The organism is Pseudomonas sp. RW3S2, from assembly GCF_014268955.1.
Taxonomy (GTDB): domain Bacteria; phylum Pseudomonadota; class Gammaproteobacteria; order Pseudomonadales; family Pseudomonadaceae; genus Aquipseudomonas; species Aquipseudomonas wayambapalatensis.
Genome location: NZ_JABWRM010000022.1, coordinates 1 through 23439, shown reverse-complemented (window position 1 = coordinate 23439; position 23439 = coordinate 1). Strand labels below are relative to the sequence as shown.

Below are 23439 nucleotides of genomic sequence, written 5' to 3'. Positions count from 1 at the left end.
CGTCGGTTGTTTCACCTGGCAAAGCGCTCGGCTTGCGAGCTGAAAACTCGTCGCTGAGCCTCTTGCCGCTCCAGTGATACTACCGAGCAGGCTTGCCCGCCTGCTTGGTAGCACACTGGGATCAGTCGCGTGCTCGACTTTTCGTTACGATCAGTGCCTCAATCCGGCCATTTGCGCACTGCCTTCGCGCCCGGATCATACGGCTTGATCAGGTGATCAAACGCTGTCACCGCACCTTTGCCCGTTGTGGAGGCCTTGAACGCCTCATCAACACCTCACTCATCAGGTCCTGGCCAACGCTCGACCGGAATGTCCTTGATCGTCCCACCCTCCACCCCGTCGATGCCATAGCGCTCCAGCGCATCGCCCAGCACATCACCGAATTTGTCCGCATTGACCTGCTGGCGGCCTTCCTTGACCAGTCCTGGAACGATCGACGCCAGCACCGCTACACCAGCGCCCAGGAAACCCAACACACCGGCAGTGCCAGCCAGTGCAGGCAGGAACCGGGGCAGGTTCGCGCCAAGCAAGCCCAAGCCTCCCTCGACCGCGGATGCCGTTCCGGCCAGCACACTTAGCGAACCAGCAGTGATACCAAAGCCGCCCGTCAACTTGTCGCCACGACGGATCGCGTTAACCGCGTCGAAGATGCCATAGGCCCCAGCCGCGATGCTGGCGAGGCCGCCAATACCCTTGGCAGCCTCCTCGAAGTTCTTGGCGATAGCCTTGGCGTGCTTGCCGTCCTTGATGTTGTCCCTGACCTTGTCGAGTTCATCGCCCTGCAGGCCGTCGAGGGTGTCCTCGCCCTTTTTGATTGCCGTGTTCAGGTACTCCTGATACCCCTTGCTGCCACCTTCGATCAGAACCGTGACGGTCTGCACCGTACCGGTGGTGATGTCGACGATGTTGCGATCGGTCAGGTTACCGCCAGTCTGCGCGCCGCGAGCTATCGTGACCCCTGCCAGGAACAGGCCGCTGACACCGTGCAGCACACCACTGTTGTAGCCACTCTTGATATCGCCAGCGGGATCGAAATCCGACAGCTTGCCGAACTTGTCCAGGGCCTTGATACCCTGACGCAGTTGATCCCAGTTGCCTCGGAAGCCTGCCAGTATCTGATCGGTGGTAGCCACGCTGCCGTCTTCATTGACCAGTAGCTCGGGACTTTCGCTGCGCACTTGATCGATCAGCTTGCGCACTTTGTCTTCGTCAAGTTCGTCGCCGCCTTCCTTGCCGAAGGCTAGCTTGAGGTCTTCGAAGGTGGCGCCCTTGAACAGGTTTTCCTGAGCGATGGTGGAGAAGTTTTCGTTGAGCTGCTGGTCGAACTGGGCTGTGAACTGCGGGTCCAACGCAGTGTTGTACAGCGCTACTTCCAGGCTGAACTCAGCGGCGGCATGCTCCGGGGGGGTGTCCCTGAGCAATTCGCGCATGCGCTCACCCGTTGCCAGCTGGTCCTTGTAGAAGGTTTTGAACTCCTCCACATGTGCAGACTTGCCGACCGAGTCCTGGATCGCCTTGGCATCGTCGATACCGAGCATCGACTGTAAGCTGGTGGCGGTAGCGTAGAAGTTGGTCAGCGCAGTTTGCTGCGAGGTCTTGCCATCCTTGGTCGCAGCTTCCCACGCCTGGTCCAGCGCCTTGCCGGACTTGATTTCGTCTTCATAGGTCGTGCTGACTGCTGCCTTCAAGCCGGGGTTGTCGTTGAACAGCGTGTTGACGGCGTCATCCCCGGCCTTCTTCAGGTACTCGGCAGTTTCGTTGTCGTTCTGCAGGATAGCCATGTGCTTGTTGATGTCCTGCAGGACCTTGTCCGGCTCCCAGAAAACCCCGGAGCGACTGGCGATCGACACCTTGCCATAGTCGTCGCCCCACATGCCGGCATTGGCACCATCGATTACCAGCTTCTGAGCGCGCTGTAGGTCCAGCAGTACTGCAGCTTTTTCCTCGGCGGTGTACTTCTCCGGTTGCTCGAATACATCAGCGCCCAGCTTGCTGGTGTCGACGCCTGCGGTAATGTTCCCGCCCGTAACGCTGGTAATGAGGCTGGTGAGGGTTTGTGCGTCGACCGGTGCTGAGCCCTTGAGCCAAGTCTGGATATCGTTGCGACTGATCTTGCCGTCTGCGGTGTCTGCCAGAGGGCTGCCAGCCGTGTCGAGCATGCGATAAGCCCCCGGCTGGGAGAAAAAGTTCAGAGCTTCCTTCTCTTGCTGGCTCAATTGCGGGTTGGTAGCCAGGTAGTCCTTGATGTTCTGCTGGCGCAGCGTGTCGTCGCCACCGGTCTTGCCGACGATGGAGTCGAACTTCGCATCAAGTATCGCGGCGTATTGGGCGATCTGCCTGGAGCCGGCATCAGCGTCGGAATGAGTCTTGAGGTATTCCTTGTAGCTGGCGATCTCATCGCTGGCCTGGGCCTTGGGCAGCGCTTTGAAGCCATGTTTGCCAAAGTCCTGCAGGCGTCCGGCCTCGGTGCCGTGGCGCGCTTCGCCGCTGTTGGTGAAGCCGTCGATGCTGGTATTGGTGACGTCCTTACCGAAGAGTGGGTTACCTTTGTCATCAAAGCCGACGACCCGGTCGAGCACCTGAATGGCGCGCAAAGCGGCATCTGGATCAGTTTCGAAATCGCCCACCCGCTCCTTGAGCGCATCCTTGACCCCGCTCTGGTTACCAAGCTTGGCCAGTAGGGGGTTGTCGTCGATGATGTCCCGGGCTGAACGCTTGTCGTCTTCAGGGCGTTCCCAGACGATCCCTGCCATCTCTGCTTCTTCCCGTGCTTTGCTGTCATCACTGACGTTGCCAGGATGTTGCAGCTCCCCTTTGAGGCTGTCGAAGCCGTATTTGCCGAAGTCCTGCAAGCGTCCGGCCTCGGTGCCGTGGCGGGCTTCGCGGTCTTTGGTGAAGCCGTCGATGCTGGTGTTGTTGACGTCCTTGCCCGCCAGACGCTCACCGTTTTCGTCGAAGCGCACCACATGGTCGAGCACTTGGCTGGCCCGGTAGGCGGCATCGGCGTCGTTCTCGAAATCACCGACGCGCTCTTTGAGCATGTCCTTGACTCCACCCTGATTGCCGAGCTTGTCCAGCAGTGGGTTGTCATGGATGATTTGCTGCGCCGAGCGCTCGTCGCCCTCCGGGCGCTCCCACTGAATGCCTACGGCTTCGGCCCTGGCGCGGGTTTCCGGGTCGTCGGCGATTGCGTGGATGTGTTTGAGTTCGCCCTTGAGGCTTTCGAAACCGTACTTGCCGAAATCCTGCAGGCGCCCGGCCTCGGTGCCGTGGCGCGCTTCATGGTCCCTGGTGAACCCATCGATACTGGTGTTGAACACGTCCTTGCCGCCCAGTCGGTTGCCTTGCTCGTCGAAGCGCACCACATGGTCGAGCACTTGGCTGGCCCGGTAGGCGGCGTCGGCGTCGTTCTCGAAATCACCAACGCGCTCTTTGAGCATGTCCTTGACCCCACCCTGATTGCCGAGCTTGTTCAGCAGCGGGGAGTCATCAATGATTTCCTGTGCAGTGCGCTTGTCGTTTTCCGGACGCTGCCATTCGATGCCCGCACCTTTGGCCTTGGCAAGGTCGACCGCATCGCCCCATCCAGAGCTCGTATTTTGTTTCGTGAGTTGTTTGAGCTCAAGGATACGGGCGACCGGTGTGAACATGCACAGGTTCTCCTGAAAAAGGTCAAGTTACGGAAGTCGTTTAAGCCGAGTTGACGTACAGGAAATAACATGAAGATGTCCGTGTAATGACAGCGAGTAACTTCATATTGATATCATTCAGGCGAGGCACTACGGATTATCGAGCGCGCGGTGTTGTAAAAGTTGTGAAGTGCAACTGCAAACTTCAGCAGTAACGAGGAGGGTGTCGGCAACATCAATCAAAGATCTTGCGCTCATTTATTCGATAGAGCCTTGGGCGTGCCTGGCGCGCGACACCCAGCTGTTCGATTCAGGCGGAGCATGTGCAGATCAGGCTGCGCCTCGGATGCTGGCGCGTCGGTTTGCCAATTGATGTTGTCTACACCCTCCCAGGCCTCACTGAAACAGAGCGCTAGACTTGTTGCGAGAGGCGCTGGCCGTCCTGCATGCGCAGGCGTTTCGACAACGCCACCGCCAAGGCGCGGATGATCCGTGCGGCGATGCGCGGTGCGTCGTTGAGCATCTTGTCCAGCGAGTCCTTGCCCAGCGTCAGCAACTGGCAGTCACTGGCCGCCACGCAACTGGCCGAGCGACGTTCGCCGTCGAGCACGGCCATTTCGCCGAAGGCCCGGCCCTTGCGCAAGATCGCGATCTCGACTTGCTGGCCGTTGCCGTTGGTCTTGCGCACCGACACCGCGCCGCGGTGCAGGATGCACATGAAGGTGCCGGCGTCACCTTCGGCGAAGATGGTCTGGCCCTCGGTCATCGCCGCGATGGCGAAGTAACCGGCGACGGCCTGGAAGTCGCTGGGCTGCAGGCTGTCGAATAAGCCGCAGTCCATGAGCATGTCGCGGATTTCGGCGCTGAGGAGGCTTGGGTCGGGCATGTGTTGTTCTTCGTGTCGTCCGGTATTTGAGAGCTTCCACAGACCCTGCGGGAGAGGCCGCAGGGTGTGCGAGAACTCTATGACAACAAGAAATGCGATTTACACCACGCCCAACTCATTGAAGACGAACGCATATTCCAGGGCCACGTCTTTCAGCCCCTGATAGCGTCCGCTCATGCCGCCGTGGCCGGCGCCCATTTCGGTCTTGAGCAGCAGCAGGTTGTCGTCGGTCTTGCGGGTGCGCAGGCGCGCCACCCACTTGGCCGCCTCCCAGTACTGCACGCGGCTGTCGTTGTAGCCAGCCACCACCAGCATGGCCGGGTAGGCCTGGGCCTTGACGTTCTCGTAGGGGGCATAGGCCTTGATGCGTGCGTACACCTCAGGCTCTTCGGGGTTGCCCCACTCGTCGTACTCGGTGACGGTCAGCGGCAGCTCGGGGTCGAGCATGGTGTTGAGCACATCGACGAAAGGCACCTCGGCGATGGCGCAGCGGAACAGCTCCGGACGCTGGTTGAGCACCGCGCCCATCAGCAGGCCGCCGGCGCTGCCGCCGCTGATGGCCAGTTGCTCGGTGCGGGTGACGCCCTGGGCGATCAGGTGTTCGGCACAGGCGATGAAGTCGTCGAAGCTGTTCTGCTTGTGCTCCTGCTTGCCAGCGCGGTACCAGGCTTCACCCAGCTCGCCGCCGCCACGCACATGGGCGATGGCAAAGGCCACGCCGCGTTCGAGCAGGCTCAGGCGGGCGTGGGAGAACCAGGGGTCGAGGCTCTCGCCATAGGCGCCGTAGCCGTAGAGGTACAGCGGCACTTCGCGGTCCAGGTCCTGGCGGCGGCGCACCAGGCTGATCGGCACCTGGGTGCCGTCCTTGGCGGTCGCCCATAGGCGTTGGCTGACATAGTCGTCGGCATCGAAGCGACCGAGTACCGGGGTCTGCTTGAGCACCTGCTGCTCACCACTGGCCAGCTCCAGCTGGCGAACCTGGGCCGGGCGGTTGAGCGCTTCGTAGCGCAGGCGGATGCGCGTGCTGGAAAACTCCAGGCTGTCCTGCACGTAGAGGCTGTAGGCGGCGTCGGGCAGTTCGACGCGATAGGCCGGCAGGCCCTGGGGGCGGACTTCGATGATCGGCAGGCCGCCTTCACGCAGGCTCAGCGACAGCGCCGAAGCGTTCAGGCTCAAGCCTTCGAGCATGATGTCGTCACGGTGCGGCACCAGTACCTGCCATTGTGCGCGGCTGGGCACCTGGTCGGCCGGGGCGTGGAACAGGGCGAAGTTGATGCCGTCCTGGTTGCTGCGGATGAGCCAGCGCCACTGGCCATCGAGCTGGCCGTGGTCGGGGAAGTACTCGTGGCCCTCGACCCGCGGCGCCAGGCAGGTGAAGTCGGCCTGTGGCGTGGCGGCATCGAGTACCCAGGCTTCGCTGGTGGTCTTGCTGTTGAGCAGCAGCACCAGTTGGCGCTCGGAACTTGCGCGGTAGCAGTGCAGGAAGAAGCGCCCATCGGGCTCTTCGAACACGGTGCTGGCGTCGCTTTCGCCCAGGGTGTGGCGGCGCAGGCGCCACGGGCGGTGGGTGTCGTCCAGTTCGGCGAAGAACAGCGTGCGGCTGTCGTTGGCCCAGGTCAGGCTGCCGTCGCAGTCGTCGAAGGGCAGGGTGGTGACGCTGCCGCTTTCCAGGTCCTTGATGTAAAGGGTGTAGACCTCGTCGCCGCTGGTGTCGAGGCTGTAGGCCAGCAGGCGATGGTCGGGGCTGACATTGAACGCGCCCAGGGCGAGGAAGCCGCCGTTGGCCAGGGCGTTGGGGTCGAGCAGCAGTTGCTCGGCGCTTTCGTCGACGCGGTTGCTGTCGTCGGCCGGGCGCGGGCAGCGGTAGTGGCGCGGGTATTCGTCGCCTGCCGTGGTGCGGGTGTAGTAGAGGTAGGGGCCCCAGGGGGAGGGGAGCGACAGGTCGGTTTCGAGGATGCGGCCCTTGATTTCTTCGAACAGCTGTTCGCGCAGCTCGGCCTGGTCGGCGAGGCAGGCTTGCTGGTAGGCGTTTTCCTGCTCCAGGTAGGCCAGCACTTCGGGGGTGTCGCGTTCCTGCAGCCAGGCGTAGGGATCGGCGGCTTGGGCGGGGCGGGCGATGGGGGGCTTGGGTCTGGTATGCATGGGATGTCCGTGGTTTGGTGGCGTCTGTGCCGGCCTCTTCGCCAGCATTGCCGGTCTGCGGGAGCGGGCTTGTCCGCGAAGAGGCCGCTCAGGCTTCATAGAGGGAAGAGGCGCCTGTGCCCGTAAAAGTGTTTATCATAGGCATCTCTTTGCCTGCCTTGCACGGACACCATGATCGAACAAGACTACACACTGGCCTGGGGCCTCTACGCTGTCGCCGCCCTGGGCTGCCTGCTGGTGGCCTTCAAGTTCACCGGCTGGATGTGGCGCTGGCTGCGCGAGCCGCTGCGGGTGATCGTTGCCGTGCTGCTGTTCACTCCCACCATTGTCGACCCGGTCAAGGACAGCTTTGCCCCGGCCATTGCCATCACCGCCCTGGACCTGGCGTTCAAGGTGGGCAACAACGCCTGGCGCGCAGCCTCGGACCTGGCGATGTACGGCATGATCGCCTTTGGCCTTTACCTGCTGTTCGTGCTGGTGCGCTGGCCACTGGAAAAACGCGCTGGCGAGCGCCGCGAGAAGGTCGAGGCCGCCGCCAAGCGCCAGGCGGCCGAAGACGATGCGGTGATGGCCGATGCGCCCGTCGCCGATCCTCGCGATCGCTACCGTGAAGAGCCACCTGCTGCCCCGGTGCGTCGCCCGGGCAATGGTGGCGGCCGCGTCGAGCCACGGATCTAGGACGGAGCCCTCGCCAATGTGTGAATTGCTGGGCATGAGTGCCAACGTCCCCACCGATATCGTCTTCAGCTTCACAGGCCTGATGCAGCGCGGCGGGCGTACCGGGCCGCACCGCGATGGCTGGGGCATTGCCTTCTACGAAGGGCGTGGCCTGCGCCTGTTCCAGGACCCGGCCGCGAGCAGCGAGTCGGAGGTGGCCAACCTGGTGCAGCGTTACCCGATCAAGAGCGAAGTGGTTATTGGCCATATCCGCCAGGCCAACGTCGGCAAGGTCTGCCTGTCCAACACCCACCCCTTCGTGCGTGAGCTGTGGGGGCGCAACTGGTGCTTCGCGCACAACGGCCAGCTCGCCGATTTCAGTGGCGAGAAGACGTTCTACCGCCCGGTCGGCGACACTGACAGCGAAGCCGCCTTCTGCGACCTGCTCAACCGCGTGCGTGCGGCATTCCCCGAGCCCGTCGAGGTCGAGGCGCTGCTGCCGGTGCTGGTCGAGGCCTGCGCAGGCTACCGCGCGAAGGGCGTGTTCAACTGCCTGCTCAGCGACGGCGACTGGCTGTTCTGCTTCTGTTCGACCAAGCTGGTACACATCACCCGACGCGCGCCTTTTGGTGCCGCGCGGTTGAAGGATGTCGACCTGATCGTGGATTTTCAATCGGAAACCACACCCAATGACGTGGTCACGGTGATCGCCACCGAGGCCCTGACCGAAAACGAGACCTGGCAGCGTTACGAGCCGGGTCAATGGGCCCTGTGGCGGCACGGCGAGTGCGTCGCCAAAGGCTAAGGACAGAGCATGTTCAGAAGTTACCTGCGTTTGCTGCTGTTCACCTTCGGCCTGCTGGCCGGTGTCCAGGTGCCCGGCCTGGTCAAGGACTACAGCCAGCGGGTCGAGGCGCACATGCTCGAGTCGCGCGAAGCGCTGGCGGGCTTCCAGGAAACCGCCGAGCGCTTCTTCAAGGGCGATCTGCAGGCGTTGGTGCGCCATTACCGTACCAGCGACGACCCGGTGTTCAACAGTGACGCCAACAGCATCGAAAGCCTGATGATTCGCAACCAGTTGCTGGAAAACGAATGGCAGGCGCTGCAAGGCAGTTGGGCCAGCCGCAGCTGGCATGTGCTGGTGCAGGCCGATCCGCAGCTGCGCGAAGAGACGCTCAAGGGCTATAGCTACCAGATCCTGCTGGTGCCCGAGGCGATCGGCTGGGGGATTGCCAGCGGCTTCCTGCTGGCGTTCCTGGTCGAGAGCCTGTTGCTGGGGATCGGTTGGGTGATCCTGGGCGGGCGGCGTCGGGCGGTGAAGGAAAGCTGGCGCTAGGCTGCCGGTATTTCGTTGCCGGGGCGGGCCTCATCGCGGGACGAGTCGCAGCGGCGAACCGCCGCTCCCACAAGTATTGAGCTGGCCTTTAGATTTTGAACAGGACAGTAGCTCCCGCAAGGTCCAACACTGTGGGAGCGGCGGTTCGCCGCTGCGACTTGTCCCGCGATAAGGCCGAAACTGACACATCCCTGGCTCAGACCAGCACGATCCGCTGCACCCCCACATCCTGCGCATAGCGCTCCAGCACCTGCCGGCACAACCCCACCACTTCATCGACCAGCTCCACCCCGGTCTGCCACGACACCACCAGCTCCAGGCTAGGCGGTGGCTGCAGCCCGGTCAGCAGCACCAGTTCGCCGCGTGCCAGCTCTGCGGCGACCAGCGCCGGGGGCAGGGCGCCGATGCCGAAGCCGTCGCGCAGCAACCGGGTGATGGCCGACACCGAGTTCACGCAGTTCAGCCGCGGCGTCTCGCTCCCCGCGCTCTGCAGCAGGCTGAACACCTCCTGGTGCGGCCGTGAGTTGCGCGAAAAGGTGATGATCCGCTCGCGCGCCAGTTCGGCCAGCGATGCATAGTCGCGATGGTGCGGTGAGCCGGTGGCGACGATCCAGCCCATCGGGTAGCGCGCAAGGTCCAGGCTGCGGATGCTTTCCTGGCGCAGCAGGTCGGTCTGCAGGATCACGTCGAGAAAACCCTTCTGCAACTGGTCGCGCAGGTTCAGCGAGGTGTCGGCGACCAACTCGATTTCCACCTGCGGGTAGCGCTCGGTCAACTCGGCCACCAAGGCGCTCATCCAGGTGTGGATCACCGTGTCCATGACCCCCAGGCGGATCCGACCGACCACGGCCCGTTCGCCGCCCAGCGACTGTTTCATCGCCTTGGCGGTGTCGAGCATGCGCTCGGCGTACTCCAGCACCTTGCTGCCTTCCGGGGTCAGGCTGACGCCGCGCGAGTCGCGCAGCAGCAGCTTCACGCCCAGGTCGGCCTCCAGCGCGGCGATGCGGCTGGACACCGAGGCCTGGGTGGTGAACAGCTTCTCGGCCGTAAGGCGAAAGCTCTTGAGCCGGGCGACCCAGACGAAGGTTTCGAGAAATCGCAGGTTCATCGTGTGCTCGCAGGGCAGGGCGATCAGGTTTTCTTGTTCCAGACCGACGGTTTTTCTCGTTGGACGCAGGTTGCGCGGGCTTTGAACAATAGCGTCCAGGCCGCGACCACGCAGTCGTTCCTCAAACAATACCAACAAGCCGAGGCATCCATGAACCCCACCGGCGTACAGCAGCAGGCACCCGCCCGATCTTCGGGCGGGCCCTTTGCCTGGTACCGTGACATCGACTCCCAGCAACGACGCACCTTCTGGAGCTGCAAGATCGGCTATGGCCTGGACGGCATGGACACGCAGATGCTCAGCTTCGTCATCCCCACCCTGATCATGATCTGGGGCATCAGCACTGCCGAAGCCGGCCTGATCCACACCAGCACCCTGATCGCCTCGGCCATCGGCGGCTGGGTCGCCGGTATCCTCTCCGACCGCATTGGCCGCGTACGTACCCTGCAACTGACCGTGCTGTGGTTCGCCTTCTTCACCTTCCTCTGCGGCTTCGCCCAGAGCTACGAGCAGTTACTGATCGCCCGCACCCTGATGGGCTTTGGCTTCGGTGGCGAGTGGACCGCCGGTGCAGTGCTGATCGGCGAGGTGATCCGTGCCCAGGACCGCGGCAAGGCAGTGGGCATGGTGCAATCGGGCTGGGCCATCGGCTGGGGCCTGACCGCGATCCTCTACGCCTTGTTGTTCTCCTGGCTGCCGGCCGAACAGGCCTGGCGTGCGCTGTTCCTGCTCGGGTTGTTGCCGGCGATCTTCGTGATCTTCGTGCGCCGCATGGTCAAGGACCCGGAGGTCTACCGCGAAGCCAAGAGCGCGGAAAAGCCTGAAGCGCCTTCGCACTTCTACGAAATCTTCGCCTCCGGCATGCTCTGGACCACGATCCGCGCTTCGCTGCTGACCACCGGCGCCCTGGGTGGCTACTACGCCATCACCTCGTGGCTGCCGACCTTCCTCAAGAACGAGCGTGGCCTGAGCGTGCTGGGCACTGGTGGCTACCTGGCCATGGTCATCGTCGGCTCCTACATCGGCTATGTGATCAGCGCCTACCTCAGTGACCTGCTGGGGCGTCGCAAGAATTTCATCCTGTTCGCGGTGGGTTCGTTCGTCATTGTCCTGCTGTACACGCAGATGCCGGTCAGTGACGGCGTTATGTTGTGGCTGGGCTTCCCGCTGGGCTTCTTCGCCTCGGGCATCTTCAGCGGCATGGGGGCGTTCCTCACCGAACTGTTCCCCACGCGCATCCGCGGCTCGGGGCAGGGCTTCTGCTACAACGTCGGCAAGGTGCTGGCGGCGATGTTCCCGCTGCTGATCGGCCTGCTCGGCGAGAAGATCCCGTTGGGCCTGGGCATCGGCGCATTCGCTGCGGTGTCCTATGGCATCGTGATCGTCGCCGCCCTGAGCCTGCCAGAAACCCGCGGCAAAGAACTGAAGGCGCGTTAAGGTAGACCTATGAACAGCACAACAGGAGTTCGACAGGTGAACCGCCTGCTTCTCAATTGCGACATGGGCGAGAGTTTCGGCAACTGGCGCATGGGCCTGGACGCCGAGGTCATGCCCTTCGTGGACTGCGCCAACATCGCCTGTGGCTACCATGCCGGCGACCCCGGCACCATGCGCCGCACCGTGGCCTTGGCGCTGCAGCATGGCGTGACCATCGGTGCGCACCCGGCCTACCCGGACCTGGTCGGCTTCGGCCGCCGCTCGATGGCCTGCAGCGACGACGAGATTCGCGACCTGCTGCACTACCAGATCGGCGCCCTGGACGGCATCTGCAAGGTGCTCGGTGGCCGCGTGGCCTACGTCAAGCCGCACGGCGCGCTGTACAACGACATGATGGCCGACCCGCAGAAGCTGCGCGCGGTGCTGGAGGCTGTGGCCGCTTATGACGCAGACCTGCCGCTGATGCTGATGGCCACCGCCGACGACAGCGCTGCACAGGCCCTGGGCGACGAGATCGGGGTGCCGCTGTGGTTCGAAGCGTTCGCTGACCGCGCCTACACCGCCAGCGGCCACCTGGTGTCGCGTCGCCTGCCCGGTGCCGTGCACCATGACCCGGCCCTGGTGGTCGAGCAGGCCGTGCGCCTGGCCCGTGGCGAGGCATTGGTGGCCAATGATGGCAGCGCGCTGCGGCTCAATGCTGCCACCTTGTGTGTGCATGGCGACAACGAAAGCTCGGTGGCTGCGGTGCGGCAGATCCGCCAGGCCCTCGACGCGTTGCAGGCATGAGGATGTCGCGATGAAGCCACGTATCGAAGTGGTGGCGATCGACAGCCTGATGGTGCGGCTGTTCGACACCATCGATGAGGGCAACATGCCGTGGATCCTCGCCGCCAGCCAGCGCCTGCGCGCAGCGTTCGGTGAGCACCTGATCGACCTGGTGCCGTCCTACACCACGCTGATGCTGCAGTCGGACCTGGCGCCAGGTGAGGCGCGCGCGCGAATTGGCCAGGCGCTGGAAGGCTTGCAGCCGGATACAGGCCACAGTGGTCGGCGTCACGAGATTCCGGTGTGGTACCACGCCAGCGTCGGCCCGGAGCTTGCGCTGCTGGCCGCACGCAGTGGCCTGAGCGAAGACGAGGTGATCCGCCTGCACTGCGCGCGTGACTACCCGGTGTTCGCCCTGGGCTTCGCACCGGGGTTCGGTTTCATGGGGCTGGTGGACGAGCGTCTGGCCACGCCGCGCCTGAGCACACCGCGCAAGCGTGTCGCAGCCGGTAGCGTGGGCATCGCCGAGCGGCAGACGGCGGCTTACCCTGCGGTGTCGCCGGGGGGCTGGAACCTGATCGGGCGCACGCCGGTGCGTCTGTTCGACCGCGAGCGTGATGGCTACAGCCTGCTGCAGCCGGGGGATCGGGTACGTTTCGTGGCGGTGTCGCACACCGAATTCATGGCATTGGGCGGCGATGACCGTCCGTTGGAGGCGCTGGCATGAGGCAGTTGAGGATCGAAGCCAGCAACGCGCTGTGCCAGCTACAGGACGCCGGGCGCCTGGGTGTGCGGCATCTGGGTGTGACCCAGGGCGGAGCGCTGGACTGGGTGGCGATGAACTGGGCCAACTGGCTGCTGGGCAATGCCCTGGACGCGCCAGTGGTGGAGGTGGCGCTGGGTGGTTTGAGCCTGCTCGCCGAGCAGGACTGTGTGCTGGCCCTGACCGGCGCCGATCTGGACGCCAGGATCGACGACCAGCCGCTGGCGCCCTGGCGCAGCTTCGCCCTGCACAAGGGCCAACGGCTGACGCTGCGGCAGCCGCGTCAGGGGATACGTGCCTACTTGGCGGCACCGGGCGGTTTTGCCGGCGAAACCGTGCTGGGCAGTTGTTCGACGGTGGCGCGTGAAGCGCTCGGTGGCATCGAGGGGCGCGGCGAGGCGCTGGCCAAGGGGCAGGCTCTGCGCTTTGCCGAGGGCGCCCCGGCCTTGCGTGAAGTACCCGAAGCCTTGCGTCCGCTGTATCCGGCCAAGCCGGTACTGGACCTGGTGATGGGCGCGCAGATCGGCGACTTCAGCGGCACCAGCCTGTTCGAGGCCTTCAACAGCGACTGGACGCTGGACAGCCGTGCCGACCGCATGGGCAGCCGCCTGTTGGGGCCGCAACTGGTCTACCAGGGCGCGCCGATGATTTCCGAAGGTATTCCGCTGGGCGCCGTGCAGGTGCCGCCGGATGGGCAGCCGATCGTGCTGCTCAATGATCGCCAGACCATTGGCGGCTATCCGCGGCTGGGGGCGTTGACGCCGCTGGCGCTGGCGCAGTTGGCCCAGTGCATGCCGGGGGCGGTCGTGCGGTTTCGGGCGGTGGTGCAGGAGACGGCCTGGCGGGAGCAGCAGGGGTATCTGCAGCGCTGGGCGTGAGCTTTCGGGCGCTATCGCGGGGCAAGCCCACAGATAACCCACTGTTCGCAGGGACGGTAGGGTATCTGTGGGAGAAACTGCCTTGTTCAAAATCTAAAGGCCAGCCCAATCCCTGTGGGAGCGGGCTTGTCCCGCGATAGGGTCGGTACAGACGCCGCGAACCTATTTGGACAGATACCTCATCGCTTCTTCCAACCCCTGCAAGGTCAGCGGGAACATCCGGTCCTCGACCAGCTCACGCACCAGCTGGGTGGAGGCGGTGTAGTTCCAGGTCTGTTTCGGGTAAGGATTGATCCAGACGATCTTCCTGAATTTCTCCATGAAGCGCTGCATCCACACATACCCGGCCTCTTCGTTCCAGTGCTCGACGCTGCCGCCCGGCTGGGTGATCTCGTAGGGCGCCATCGCCGCATCGCCGACGAACACCACCTTGTAGTCATCACCGTACTTGTGCAGCAGGTCGAAGGTGGAAAAACGCTCGGAGGTGCGGCGCAGGTTGTTCTTCCACACCGATTCGTAGACGAAGTTGTGGAAGTAGTAGTACTCCAGATGCTTGAACTCGGTCTTGCAGGCCGAGAACAGCTCTTCGCACACTTTCACGTGGGCATCCATCGAGCCGCCGATATCGAACAGCAACAGCAGCTTGACCGTGTTGCGCCGTTCCGGACGCATCTGGATGTTCAACAGCCCGGCATCGCGGGCGGTGTGGTCGATGGTCCCGTCGATGTCGAGCTCCTCGGCGGCGCCCTCGCGGGCGAACTTGCGCAGGCGACGCAGGGCCAGCTTGATGTTGCGCGTGCCCAGCTCGACCTGGTCGTCGAGGTTCTTGTACTCGCGCTGATCCCAGACCTTGACCGCCTTGCCCTGGCGCTTGCCGGCCTCGCCGACGCGGATGCCCTCGGGGTTGAAACCGCCCGAGCCGAACGGGCTGGTGCCGCCGGTGCCGATCCACTTGTTGCCGCCGGCGTGGCGTTCCTTCTGCTCCTCGAGACGCTTCTTGAATTCCTCGATCAGCTTGTCGAGCCCGCCGAGCGACTGGATCTGCGCGCGCTCTTCATCGCTGAGCGAGCGTTCGAACTCCTTGCGCAACCATTCTTCGGGGATCAGCGCTTCCAGGTGGCGGTCGAGGTTTTCCAGGCCCTTGAAATAAGCCGAGAAGGCGCGGTCGAACTTGTCGAAATGGCGCTCATCCTTCACCAGGATTGCCCGCGCCAAATAGTAGAACTCGTCCATGTCGGCGAATACCACACGCTGCTGCAGGGCGTTGAGCAGGTCGAGCAGTTCGCGCACCGACACCGGCACCTTGGCCGCGCGCATTTCATTGAACAGGTTGAGCAGCATGGCCAGCCCCTCAGCGGTTGCCGCGACGGCTCATGAAGGCCAGGCGCTCCAGCAGTTGTACGTCCTGCTCGTTCTTGACCAGGGCACCGGCCAGCGGCGGGATGGCCTTGGTCGGATCGCGCTCGCGCAGCACCGCCTCACCGATGTTGTCGGCCATCAGCAGCTTGAGCCAGTCGACCAGCTCGGAGGTGGAGGGCTTCTTCTTCAGGCCCGGCACCTTGCGCACGTCGAAGAATACGTCCAGCGCCTCGCTGACCAGCGACTGCTTGATGTTCGGGTAGTGCACATCGACGATGCGCTGCAGGGTTTCGCGGTCGGGGAAGGCGATGTAGTGGAAGAAGCAGCGGCGCAGGAAGGCGTCGGGTAGCTCTTTTTCATTGTTGGAGGTGATGATGATGATCGGGCGCTGTTTCGCCTTGATGGTCTCGTCGATTTCGTAGACGTAGAACTCCATCTTGTCGAGTTCCTGCAGCAGGTCGTTGGGGAACTCGATGTCGGCCTTGTCGATCTCGTCGATCAGCAGGATCACGCGCTCATCGGCCTCGAAGGCTTCCCACAGCTTGCCTTTCTTCAGGTAGTTGCGCACATCGTGGACCTTGTCCACGCCCAGTTGCGAGTCGCGCAGGCGGCTCACCGCATCGTACTCGTAGAGGCCCTGGTGGGCCTTGGTGGTGGATTTGATGTGCCAGGTGATCAGGCGTGCCCCGAAAGATTCGGCCAGTTGCTCGGCCAGCATGGTCTTGCCGGTGCCCGGCTCGCCCTTGACCAGCAGCGGGCGTTCGAGGGTGATGGCCGCGTTGACCGCCAGCTTCAGGTCGTCGGTGGCGACGTAGTTGCGGGTGCCTTCGAATTTCATGGAGCCGATCCTCTGCGGGGTGTCGGTGCTGGCTTTTTCGCGGGCAAGCTGGCTCCTACAGGGGAGAGTACCTTGTGGGAGCGGGCTTGCCCGCGAAAAGGCCGACACCGAGAACTCATGTCTATGATGTGTCCCCGACTATAACGCGGCCCCAGGCAGCTGCAAACGCAGACCGGGTATTCAGTCCCTGAATGGCCCGTCACCCCGGTTTCAGTCAGCCTTGGGTGGCGGCTGCTCGTAGCGGGCGTTGAATGCCTGGACGAAACCATTGCGCAATATCTGCAGGAACGCCTCGAATGCGCTGATGTTCTGTTGATGCACGCTGCCACTGAGCTCGACGCGGGTGGCGAACTGATTCTTCGGCTGGTTCTTCAGCACCGTTTCACTGGCACCGACCACCGCCTCCCAGATCGAGCGGAAGAAGCCTTTGTCCTTGTCTTCGACATCCTGCTGCCAGTCGAACACATCGACATCGCGCAGCAACGGCTTGATATAGCCGTTGAGCCTACCGTTCTCGGCCTGGGCCTCGATCACCAGGTCGCCGTGCCCGGCATTGAAATCGAACTTGCCATAGGCGCTGGCGAAGTCATTGAGTCGACGCAGTTCCAGGCCCTCGGCGCGCAGGCGGAACTCGAAGTCGTCGAAGTCGCTGAACGGATCGAAGGTGGCGCGGCTTTCGGCCTTGGCATCTCCGGCGATCAGGGCGGTGGCCTCGAAGCTGGCGTCACGCCGACCCTTTTCGTCGCGCACGTTGGTCAGGTTGCGGATACTGGCCTGAAGCTGGATGGCCTTGAGGTCCACAGGCGGCTTGGAGTTGAAGTTGCGAAAGGTCAGGGTGCCGTTTTCGATGCGCACTTCGTTGAGCGTAATTGGCAGCAGTTTCTCCAGTTGCTGGCGCCAGTCGGTGCCCTGGCCGGTCTGCGAGTTCTGTTTGCTGCCGCCATCGACGAAGTTGAGCTCGGGCCGCACGAACGCCACCTCGGCGACCACGGCCTGGTCGTACCACAGCGCATGCCAACTGACCGACAGGTCGATCAGCGGCGCATTGAGCAGCGGCACGGGCACCTTGCCGGTGGTCTTGACGATCTTCAGCCCGTTGATCTGGTAGGCACCGCGCCACCAGGCGAGATCGACGTCGGCGACCTGGCCGCGGTAGTCGCCCATGTCGGCGAGCTTGTCGTTCAGGTAGTCGCGCACCAGGTAGGGCAGGGCCAGATGCAGGGCCACCAGCAGCACGATCAGGCCGGCCAGGCCGATCAGCGACCAGCGATAACGGGCTTTCATCGCAAGCTCTCCAAGGCAGGTTGTGCGGTTGACCGCCAGGCGCCGGGCTTGGTTCGAACGGGCTTTACGGGCTGCCGGGGCAGGCTTACCCTTGAAGCTTTCCCGCCTGTTTCCAACGATTCAAGGACCCCTGCCATGAGCCGTATCTACGCCGACAACGCCCACTCCATCGGCAACACGCCGCTGGTGCAGATCAACCGCATCGCCCCGCGCGGGGTGACCATTCTGGCCAAGATCGAGGGGCGCAATCCGGGCTATTCGGTGAAGTGCCGGATCGGCGCGAACATGGTCTGGGACGCCGAAGGCAGCGGCAAGCTCAAACCGGGCATGACCATTGTCGAGCCCACCTCGGGCAACACCGGCATCGGCCTTGCCTTCGTTGCTGCGGCGCGCGGCTACAAGCTGATGCTGACCATGCCGGCCTCCATGAGCCTGGAGCGGCGCAAGGTGCTCAAGGCTCTGGGCGCCGAGCTTGTGCTGACCGACCCTGCCAAGGGCATGAAAGGTGCGATCGAAAAAGCCAACGAGATCGTCGCCTCCGATCCCGCGCAGTACTTCCAGCCAGGGCAGTTCGAAAACCCCGCCAACCCGGCGATTCACGAGAAGACCACCGGCCCCGAGATCTGGAACGACACCGACGGCGCCGTTGATGTGCTGGTCGCAGGTGTCGGCACCGGCGGCACCATTACCGGCGTGTCGCGCTACATCAAGCACACCCAGGGCAAGCCGCTGCTGTCGGTGGCTGTGGAGCCGGTGGCTTCGCCGCTGATCAGCCAGACCCTGGCCGGCGAGGAACTCAAGCCCAGCCCGCACAAGATCCAGGGCATCGGCGCAGGTTTCGTGCCGAAGAACCTCGACCTGTCGGTCGTCGACCAGGTCGAGCAGGTCACCGATGAAGAGTCCAAGGCCATGGCCATCCGCCTGATGCAGGAGGAGGGCATCCTGTGTGGTATCTCCTGCGGTGCGGCGATGGCGGCGGCCGTGCGCCTGGCGGAAAAACCGGAGATGCAGGGCAAGACCATCGTGGTGATCCTGCCGGACTCGGGCGAGCGCTACCTGTCGAGCATGCTGTTCAGCGACATGTTCAGCGAGCAGGAAAACCAGCAGTGAAGCCCAGGGGCGTCTAGCGCCCCTGCCTCAACGCTGATCCTGGGCAATGCCGACGGTTTCGGTTTGCTGCACAATCCGTGACACTGTGATCCGGTCCGGGCTGTTTTTACCCGGCCCGGATGGGTTTATCATGTCCGGCTATCTGGGGATGGCCTGATTTCCCCGTCAAGGAGTGTTGCATGACCTTTTCCTTCGTCGCCAAGGCGGGTGTCCTGCTGGTGTTCTTCGGCAGTGTGCTGTTCGTGCACCTGCGCGGCAAGGCACGCCTGCCGGTACTGCGCCAGTTCGTCAACCATTCGGCGCTGTTCGCCCCCTACAACAGCCTGATGTACCTGTTCTCCGGCGTACCGTCCAAGCCTTACCTGGACCGCCAGCGGTTCCCGGAACTGGATGTGCTCAAGGATAACTGGCAGGAGATCCGCGAAGAGGCCATGCGCCTGTTCGACGAGGGGTATATCCGCGCAGCCGAAAAAGACAACGACGCCGGCTTCGGCTCGTTCTTCAAGAAGGGCTGGAAGCGGTTCTACCTCAAGTGGTACGACAAGCCGCTGCCGTCCGCCGAGGCCCTGTGCCCGCGTACCGTCGAACTGGTCAGCAGCATTCCCAACGTCAAAGGTGCAATGTTCGCCCTGTTACCTGGCGGTAGCCACCTGAACCCGCATCGCGACCCGTTTGCCGGCTCCCTGCGCTATCACCTGGGGCTTTCGACCCCCAACTCCGATGACTGCCGCATCTACGTCGATGGCCAGGCCTATGCCTGGCGTGACGGCGAAGACGTGATGTTCGATGAAACCTATGTGCACTGGGTGAAGAACGAAACCGACGTGACGCGGGTAATCCTGTTCTGTGACGTCGAGCGTCCGCTCAACAGCCCGCTGATGACCCGCATCAACCGCAAGGTCAGCGCGTTCCTTGGCCGCGCCACCGCGCCGCAGAACACTGACGACGAGCGGGTGGGCGGGATCAACCAGGCCTATGCCTGGAGCAAGCGCTTCAGCAACCGCATCAGCACCCATGTGAAGCAGTTCAAGCGCTCCAACCCCAAGGCCTACCGCATCCTGCGGCCGGTGCTGGCGGTGGTGGTGGCCTACCTGCTGTATCGCTGGTTGTTCTGATTCGTTGACCTCTTCGCGGGCTTGCCCGCGAAGAGGTCTGTCCGATCAATCCAGGGTGTTGCCCTGTCCCGCATTCACCGATATATTCCGAAACATCCATCTTCCCCGAAGACCTGTTCATGCCAGCCATCCCTTCCACCTCCGCCTACGTTCTCGCGCCTGTCGCGGGCGTTGTCGTGCGTGGCAGCCAGCAGCCGGCCATGATCAGTCACTACCCACCACCTGTCAGTGGCGTCGTCGGCGGCGTATCCCCGCCCCGCTGCGTGGTCGTGCTGGGCTGATCGGCGTTCTCGCCGGCCCACGCGCACTCGCAACCTACTGAACACGGTCGGCCTCTTTGCTCGCTGAAGCGCGCCCACCGTTTGGCTTTTGCCCAATACTCAGGTGGCACTACATGTCTGTCCTTTCCAAAGCATCCGTGGCCTCGGCGGCCACTACCAGCCTGTTCGTCCTGCTGTGGAGCAGCGGGGCGATCGTCTCCAAGCTCGGCCTGGCCCAGGCCAGCCCCTTCGCCTTCCTGCTGCTGCGCTCGGCCCTGGCCCTGGCAGGGCTGTTGCTGATCGGCCCCTGGCTGGGGTTGCGCTGGCCGCGCAGTCGCGGCGGTATCCTGCGTGCCCTGGGCACCGGTTGCGTGCTGCTCGGTGCGTACCAGATCTTTTACCTGCTGGCGCTCAACACCCACGTCACCCCCGGTGTCATGGCCACGGTCATGGGGGTGCAACCAATCCTCACGGTGGTGTCGATGGAGCGTCAGCGCTCATGGAGCCGTCTGTTCGGCCTGGGCCTGGGGCTTGGCGGCCTGGTGATGGTGGTCTACCAGAGCATCAACCTGGGTGGGGTTTCCCTTGCCGGGATGCTGTTTGCCCTGCTGGCGCTGACCAGCATGACGTTCGGCTCGATCCTGCAGAAGCGCATCACCGACAACCCGATGGGAACCTTGCCGCTGCAATACCTCGCAGGGTTTGCCCTGTGTGCGGTGTTTGCGCCGTTTCAGCCGCTGCACGTCGAATGGAGCGCCAGCTTCGTCGGCGCCCTGCTGTGGATGGGATTGGTGGTGTCGTTGCTGGCGACGCTGCTGCTCTATCGGTTGATCGCCCGAGGCAACCTGGTCAATGTCACCAGCCTGTTCTACCTGGTGCCAGCAGTGACTGCCGTGATGGATTTCCTTATCTTCGGTAACCGCCTGGCGCCGCTGAGCCTGCTGGGGATGGGGCTGATCGTGGTGGGGTTGCTGTTCGTGTTCCGCAAGCCTGGGGTGAAGATGGCCGAGGCCTGATACCGCCTGCGGCGGTACGGTTTCAGGCACGCGCCGGCCGCAGCACCAACCACAGTGCTGCGGCAATCAGGACCCCGCCATACAGGTGCGCCAACGACAGGGGCTCATCCAGCAACCAGGCTCCCCACAGCACCCCGAACACCGGAATCAGGAAGGTCACGGTACTGGCCTTGACCGGCCCGATTTCGTTGAGCAGGCGGAAGTACAGGATGTAGGCGAAGGCCGTGCACACCAGCCCCAGGCCCAGCAACGACAGCCACACCGACCAGCCACCCCAGCTGGCGGGTGGCTGGGTCAGGGCGCTCCAGGCAAACAGCGGGCTGAGCAGCAAGGTCGCTCCCAGCATGCTGCCCAGGGCCGACAGGCGGCTGTCCAGGCCGCCGATCCAGCGCCGGGCGAGAAAACCGGCGAAGCCATAGCAGGTGGTCGCCGCAAGGCAGGCCAGGGCGCCTTGCACCAGTGCCATGTCCAGCGCCACCGGGCCTGCGCCGCTGAGGATGCCGACGCCGAACAGGCCCAGGAAGATCCCGCACAGTTTGGGCAGGGTCATACTTTCGCGGAAGAACAACGCGCCGATCAGCACGCCCATCAGCGGTGTGGTGGCGTTGAAGATTGCCGAATAGCCCGCGGGCAATACCTGCGCGGCGACCGAATAGAAGGTCGCCGGAATGCCCGAGTTGATCATGCCCAGCACCAGGCAGGCACCGAGCTTGCCCTGGAAGTCCCAGCGCACACTGGCTGCGGCGAGGATGCCGATCAGGCCGAGGCAGGCGATGGAGACGCGAAAGAAAGCGGTCGGCACCGTACCCAGTTCAGGGGCGATGATGCGCATGAACAGGAAGCTCGCGCCCCAGACGGCGGCAAGGGTCAGCAGGCGGGCGAGGGCGATGGGGCTCACGGGTATCTCCGGGTTCTGGGCAGGGGCGCGAGTGTACGTCAGCTGTCGGGGGTGTTTCTTGTGCTTTCTTGCTTTGGCAATTGTGTCGGCCCACGAAAAGGCCGACACCCGACTAAGCTCTTTTCATTCCGCACCCAACGAGCCCCTCAGCATGCCCCAGCCCTGGCCCGCTGCAGCCATCGCCCGGATGATCCTCGATGGCTTCGACAATTACCGCGAACACTTTCGCCGCATCACCCTGGGCGCCCGCGAACGCTTCGAACAGGCGCAATGGCAGGCGATCCAGCAGGCCGCTGCTGCGCGGATCAACCTGTACGAAGAGAAGGTCGCCGAGGTCAACGGCTGGTTGCGCGAGGGTTTCGACGCCTCGCTGCTGCTGGACGTGGAACAGTGGCCGCTGGTCAAGAGCGCCTATATCCGCCTGATCGACCCGCGCCTGGACGATGAGCTGGCCGAGACCTGGTACAACTCCCTGTTCTGCAGCCTGTTCAGCCACGACCTGATCAGCGACGGCTGCATGTTCATCCACACCACCCGTCCGGCCATGCGCGGCCGCGAGCGCGCTGCACAGACCCGCACCTATCACCTGCGCGATGGCCTGGGCAGCCTGTTGCGGGCGATCCTTGCCGACCATGCTTTCGAAGTGCCCTACGGCGAGCTGGACGCCGATCTAATGCGCCTTGAGGAGCAACTGCGTGACTGCCTGCCCGACTGGGTATGCAAGGATCCGGCGTTGGCCGTGGAGCTGTTTTCCTCGGTGCTGTACCGCAACAAGGGCGCCTATCTGGTCGGGCGCCTGTACACCCGTGACGAGCAATGGCCGCTGGTGATCCCGCTGCTGCACCGCGAGGGCCATGGCATCGAGGCCGATGCCCTGATCACCGACGAGGCCGAGGTGTCGATCATCTTCTCGTTCACCCGCTCGTACTTCATGGTCGATGTGCCGGTGCCGGCGGAGTTCGTCAACTTTCTCAAGCGCATCCTGCCGGGCAAGCACGTTGCCGAGTTGTATACCTCGATCGGCTTCTACAAGCATGGCAAGTCGGAGTTCTACCGCGCGTTGATCAATCATCTGGCCAGTACCGATGACCGTTTCGTCATGGCGCCTGGCGTGCGTGGCATGGTGATGAGTGTGTTCACCCTGCCGGGCTTCAATACCGTGTTCAAGATCATCAAGGACCGCTTTTCACCCTCGAAGACCGTCGACCGGGCCACCGTGATCGAAAAATACCGGCTGGTGAAAAGTGTCGATCGCGTGGGGCGTATGGCCGACACCCAGGAGTTCGCCGATTTTCGCTTCCCGGTGGCCAAGTTCGAAGCCGATTGCCTGGCCGAGCTGTTGGAGGTCGCGCCTTCGACGGTGGTGGTGGAGGGTGACAGCGTGCTGATCCGCCACTGCTGGACCGAACGGCGCATGACGCCGTTGAACCTGTACCTGGAGCAGGCGAGCGAGGCCCAGGTGCTCGAAGCGCTGGAGGACTACGGGCTGGCGATCAAGCAACTGGCGGCGGCAAACATCTTTCCCGGCGACATGCTGCTGAAGAACTTCGGCGTTACCCGGCATGGGCGGGTGGTGTTCTATGACTACGACGAGATCAGCTATCTCACCGAGGTGAATTTTCGCCATATCCCGCCGCCGCGCTACCCGGAGGATGAGATGTCTGGCGAGCCCTGGTATTCGATCGGGCCGCACGATGTGTTTCCCGAGGAGTTTCCGCCGTTCCTGTTCGCCGATATCGGCCAGCGGCGGTTGTTCAGTCGGCTGCATGGGGAGTTGTATGACGCGGACTACTGGCAGGGATTGCAGGGGGCGATACGGGAAGGGAAGGTGATCGATGTGTTTCCCTATCGGCGCAGGGGCAGGTGAGGGGTGTCAGTTGAGTCGATGGTGGCCTTTTCGCGGGCAAGCCCGCTCCCACAAGCCCCCACTGAACTCAAGGGCAGTGGGGGCTTGTGGG

The 23439-nt window shown here is 63.5% G+C and carries 20 protein-coding genes; 12 read left to right on the top strand and 8 right to left on the bottom strand.

All coding sequences use genetic code 11. The annotated features are described in order from the left end of the window. Positions 1-275: 275 nt before the first annotated feature. The 3 genes from HU748_RS23405 to HU748_RS23395 form a co-directional block, all read right to left on the bottom strand. Positions 276-3650 carry a type III effector HrpK domain-containing protein gene (locus HU748_RS23405; protein ID WP_238343443.1) on the bottom strand — a complete coding sequence of 1125 codons (3375 nt, stop codon included), beginning with the start codon at positions 3648-3650 and terminating at the stop codon, positions 276-278. A gap of 391 nt (positions 3651-4041) precedes the next feature. Then, positions 4042-4515, bottom strand: coding sequence for a cyclic nucleotide-binding domain-containing protein (locus HU748_RS23400; RefSeq protein WP_186666913.1), 474 nt, complete (start codon positions 4513-4515; stop codon positions 4042-4044). A gap of 99 nt (positions 4516-4614) precedes the next feature. After that, positions 4615-6657: a S9 family peptidase gene (locus HU748_RS23395; RefSeq protein WP_186722138.1), complete on the bottom strand. Its 2043-nt coding sequence runs from the start codon at positions 6655-6657 to the stop codon at positions 4615-4617. A gap of 171 nt (positions 6658-6828) precedes the next feature. On the opposite strand from HU748_RS23395, the gene HU748_RS23390 reads away from it, so the two are divergent. Genes HU748_RS23390 through HU748_RS23380 form a run of 3 tightly spaced genes read left to right on the top strand, consistent with a single transcriptional unit; the run spans position 6829 to position 8650 of the window. Beyond that, positions 6829-7335: an MFS transporter gene (locus tag HU748_RS23390; protein ID WP_186722137.1), complete on the top strand. Its 507-nt coding sequence runs from the start codon at positions 6829-6831 to the stop codon at positions 7333-7335. 16 nt (positions 7336-7351) lie between these two features. Continuing rightward, complete coding sequence (locus HU748_RS23385; protein WP_054895027.1) at positions 7352-8119, top strand: class II glutamine amidotransferase; 768 nt, start codon at positions 7352-7354, stop codon at positions 8117-8119. Between the two features lie 9 nt (positions 8120-8128). Continuing rightward, entirely contained in the window at positions 8129-8650 is a 522-nt protein-coding gene (locus HU748_RS23380) for a DUF2937 family protein (RefSeq protein ID WP_186666910.1), read from the top strand. Between the two features lie 196 nt (positions 8651-8846). Here HU748_RS23380 and HU748_RS23375 read toward each other — a convergent pair whose 3' ends face one another. Continuing rightward, complete coding sequence (locus tag HU748_RS23375; RefSeq protein WP_186667007.1) at positions 8847-9758, bottom strand: LysR family transcriptional regulator; 912 nt, start codon at positions 9756-9758, stop codon at positions 8847-8849. 150 nt (positions 9759-9908) lie between these two features. On the opposite strand from HU748_RS23375, the gene HU748_RS23370 reads away from it, so the two are divergent. The 4 genes from HU748_RS23370 to HU748_RS23355 are packed head-to-tail and all read left to right on the top strand — an operon-like array spanning position 9909 to position 13601. After that, positions 9909-11195, top strand: coding sequence for an MFS transporter (locus HU748_RS23370; RefSeq protein WP_186666909.1), 1287 nt, complete (start codon positions 9909-9911; stop codon positions 11193-11195). Positions 11196-11204: 9 nt separating this feature from the next. Then, complete coding sequence (locus HU748_RS23365; protein WP_186709781.1) at positions 11205-11981, top strand: 5-oxoprolinase subunit PxpA; 777 nt, start codon at positions 11205-11207, stop codon at positions 11979-11981. Positions 11982-11991: 10 nt separating this feature from the next. Then, entirely contained in the window at positions 11992-12687 is a 696-nt protein-coding gene (pxpB, locus tag HU748_RS23360) for a 5-oxoprolinase subunit PxpB (protein WP_186722135.1), read from the top strand. Beyond that, positions 12684-13601: a biotin-dependent carboxyltransferase family protein gene (locus HU748_RS23355; protein WP_186722134.1), complete on the top strand. Its 918-nt coding sequence runs from the start codon at positions 12684-12686 to the stop codon at positions 13599-13601. The genes pxpB and HU748_RS23355 overlap by 4 nt, the downstream gene beginning before the upstream one ends. A 162-nt stretch (positions 13602-13763) precedes the next feature. Here HU748_RS23355 and HU748_RS23350 read toward each other — a convergent pair whose 3' ends face one another. The 3 genes from HU748_RS23350 to HU748_RS23340 form a co-directional block, all read right to left on the bottom strand. Beyond that, entirely contained in the window at positions 13764-14942 is a 1179-nt protein-coding gene (locus HU748_RS23350; protein ID WP_054895021.1) for a VWA domain-containing protein, read from the bottom strand. A 10-nt stretch (positions 14943-14952) separates the two neighbouring features. Beyond that, on the bottom strand, positions 14953-15798 hold the full coding sequence (locus tag HU748_RS23345; protein WP_054895020.1) for a MoxR family ATPase: 846 nt from the start codon (positions 15796-15798) through the stop codon (positions 14953-14955). Between the two features lie 210 nt (positions 15799-16008). Further along, positions 16009-17082 (bottom strand): DUF748 domain-containing protein, encoded by a 1074-nt coding sequence (locus HU748_RS23340; protein ID WP_186722133.1) that lies wholly within the window; start codon positions 17080-17082, stop codon positions 16009-16011. A gap of 135 nt (positions 17083-17217) precedes the next feature. Between HU748_RS23340 and cysK the strand changes: the two genes are divergently transcribed. From cysK to HU748_RS23320, 4 genes are all read left to right on the top strand, one after another. Continuing rightward, positions 17218-18192: a cysteine synthase A gene (gene cysK / locus HU748_RS23335; RefSeq protein WP_186666903.1), complete on the top strand. Its 975-nt coding sequence runs from the start codon at positions 17218-17220 to the stop codon at positions 18190-18192. Positions 18193-18371: 179 nt separating this feature from the next. After that, positions 18372-19307 (top strand): aspartyl/asparaginyl beta-hydroxylase domain-containing protein, encoded by a 936-nt coding sequence (locus HU748_RS23330; protein WP_186722132.1) that lies wholly within the window; start codon positions 18372-18374, stop codon positions 19305-19307. 119 nt (positions 19308-19426) lie between these two features. After that, positions 19427-19588 carry a hypothetical protein gene (locus tag HU748_RS23325; protein ID WP_186666902.1) on the top strand — a complete coding sequence of 54 codons (162 nt, stop codon included), beginning with the start codon at positions 19427-19429 and terminating at the stop codon, positions 19586-19588. A 113-nt stretch (positions 19589-19701) separates the two neighbouring features. After that, positions 19702-20583 (top strand): DMT family transporter, encoded by an 882-nt coding sequence (locus tag HU748_RS23320; protein WP_186722131.1) that lies wholly within the window; start codon positions 19702-19704, stop codon positions 20581-20583. 22 nt (positions 20584-20605) lie between these two features. Here HU748_RS23320 and HU748_RS23315 read toward each other — a convergent pair whose 3' ends face one another. Next, entirely contained in the window at positions 20606-21481 is an 876-nt protein-coding gene (locus tag HU748_RS23315; protein ID WP_186722130.1) for an EamA family transporter, read from the bottom strand. Between the two features lie 151 nt (positions 21482-21632). Between HU748_RS23315 and aceK the strand changes: the two genes are divergently transcribed. Continuing rightward, positions 21633-23348 carry a bifunctional isocitrate dehydrogenase kinase/phosphatase gene (gene aceK / locus HU748_RS23310; RefSeq protein WP_186722128.1) on the top strand — a complete coding sequence of 572 codons (1716 nt, stop codon included), beginning with the start codon at positions 21633-21635 and terminating at the stop codon, positions 23346-23348. The last annotated feature ends 91 nt before the right edge of the window (positions 23349-23439 follow it).